3 protein-coding genes are annotated in these 1703 nt (G+C 66.8%); all 3 read right to left on the bottom strand.

All coding sequences use genetic code 11. The annotated features are described in order from the left end of the window. Positions 1–151 precede the first annotated feature (151 nt). Positions 152–724: a hypothetical protein gene (locus tag C1I89_RS34770; protein WP_181391119.1), complete on the bottom strand. Its 573-nt coding sequence runs from the start codon at positions 722–724 to the stop codon at positions 152–154. 4 nt (positions 725–728) lie between these two features. Next, positions 729–998 carry a hypothetical protein gene (locus C1I89_RS33665; RefSeq protein ID WP_102776421.1) on the bottom strand — a complete coding sequence of 90 codons (270 nt, stop codon included), beginning with the start codon at positions 996–998 and terminating at the stop codon, positions 729–731. A 2-nt stretch (positions 999–1000) separates the two neighbouring features. Continuing rightward, positions 1001–1703, bottom strand: a 703-nt coding sequence (locus C1I89_RS33660) for a DUF7168 domain-containing protein (protein WP_219929638.1), incomplete at its 5' end; no start/stop codon positions are given.

Below are 1703 nucleotides of genomic sequence, written 5' to 3'. Positions count from 1 at the left end.
CGCGGCAGCGGGCGCAGCCGGACTTCGTCGTCTTGCGCGCGGTCATAGCGGCTCCAACATGGCCCAGAAGAAAAGAACGACGGTCGCCACGCCTGCGACGAAACCAAGAAGCAGGCCGCAGCTAAAGAAGCCCCACTGTCGATCATCCATTTCAGCCCTCCCTGGCCACCAGGGCGGTGGCTTTGAGTGCGCGGATACCATCGGCGATTTCGCGGGCCATGTCGGCCTTGTAGGTGGCTTCCAGGCTGCGCATGACGCCGATGCATGCCTTCTTGTCAGCCACCAGCGCCGCATCCTCCAGCGCCGCGTCGCGCACGTCGTGGTCGTGATGGGCGGCCAGGCCCTCGGCGTAGCCGTTCTCATGGGCGCGTTGGACCGCGCCAGACGGGGCGCCAGTGATGGGATGCCCGAGCACCCACAGGAAGCAGCAGAAATTGGCCACGTCGCGCGGGTCGCCTCTCTCGACGTGCGCGCGCAGCATCTGCGACAGGACAACGGGGTCGCATTGCTCCCAGCCGCCGCGCCCCTGGGCGCGCGCCGCCGCCAGCTTCTTCTTCATAGCGGACGCGAAGACATCGACCGCCACGTCGTCAGTGTGCAGGTCCACGTTTTGCTCGTCGGCGATGCGCTGGATCTCGGCCAGGCAGTCCGCCTTGCTGACCGGGCTACCCGGCACCGAGTAGGCGTGCAGGGCATCGCGGATACGTTGGATTTGACCGTTCATGTGTTCAGCCCTCCAGAAGTAGGTTCTTGCGCGTGCGGCTGACCGGCTCGACATGCTCCGGCGCCACGCTGATCTGCGAAGCCTTCACCAGCTCGAACTCGACGCGCGGCTGGGTGCCGGCCTGGTAGCGTGGCGGCCAGGCGCCCGTCTCCAGTTCGCACTCGACGGCATGCTGCAGCAGCTTCAGCATGGCCATGCCTTGCTCGGCCGGCATGAGCAGCCGCGTGTAGCCGATGGTGACCAGGCACGGCTGGGGGGATTTGCGAGTCGCCATGGTCAGCCCTCCAGCATGAGGGGCGCGGCAGCAGCGCCGACACCCTGGTGAAGTTGCACGCCCTGGCCAGCAATATGGCCGGCCGCACGGTCGGCCCAAGTGTCGCCACGCGCTGCGCGCGGCTCACGCGGCTTGAGGCTGTCCAGGTCGGGATGGTTCAGGGACATGAACGCTTCGATGGCCTTGTCTTGCTCGTCGGTGCGCTCCATGTTCGACACGGCGCGGGAAGCCGCATGTGCCCAGCCCATGCAGAACGCATCGGCGCGCGCCCGCTTGTTCTTAGGGCCGCAGCGCTTGAGTTTGGCTGCGATGTAGTCCTTTCGCGCCTTGAACAGCAGGCGCAGCAGCACTTGCAGGGCATAGGCCGCCACGTCCACGTTCGGCGAGCAGCCGACCAGAAGCCAGCGCGGGCCATGAACAAAGCCGTTGCTGAATATCAGGCGGCAGCCGAAGGCATCGGCGACCATGCTGGCCGTCAGCGATTCGTGCATGGTGGGGTTGTCGGCGCGTGCCCGCACGGGCATTTCCTGGACGCTGGCGGCGGTGACCTCCAGGTCGGATATGCCGTGTTCACGCATGAGCGCCTGGGCCTGGCGCAGCGCGGCGGCGGCCTCGGCCGGTTCGGCCGAGCCGGCCAGCGCCATGCACTTCTGGATCTTGCGCAGGATGCTGTCTTTGTCCATGGTCACACCGCCGCCAGATCCA

The organism is Achromobacter pulmonis (assembly GCF_002885955.2).
Classification (GTDB): domain Bacteria; phylum Pseudomonadota; class Gammaproteobacteria; order Burkholderiales; family Burkholderiaceae_B; genus Achromobacter; species Achromobacter pulmonis_A.
This window is presented reverse-complemented; position numbering and strand designations above follow the sequence as displayed.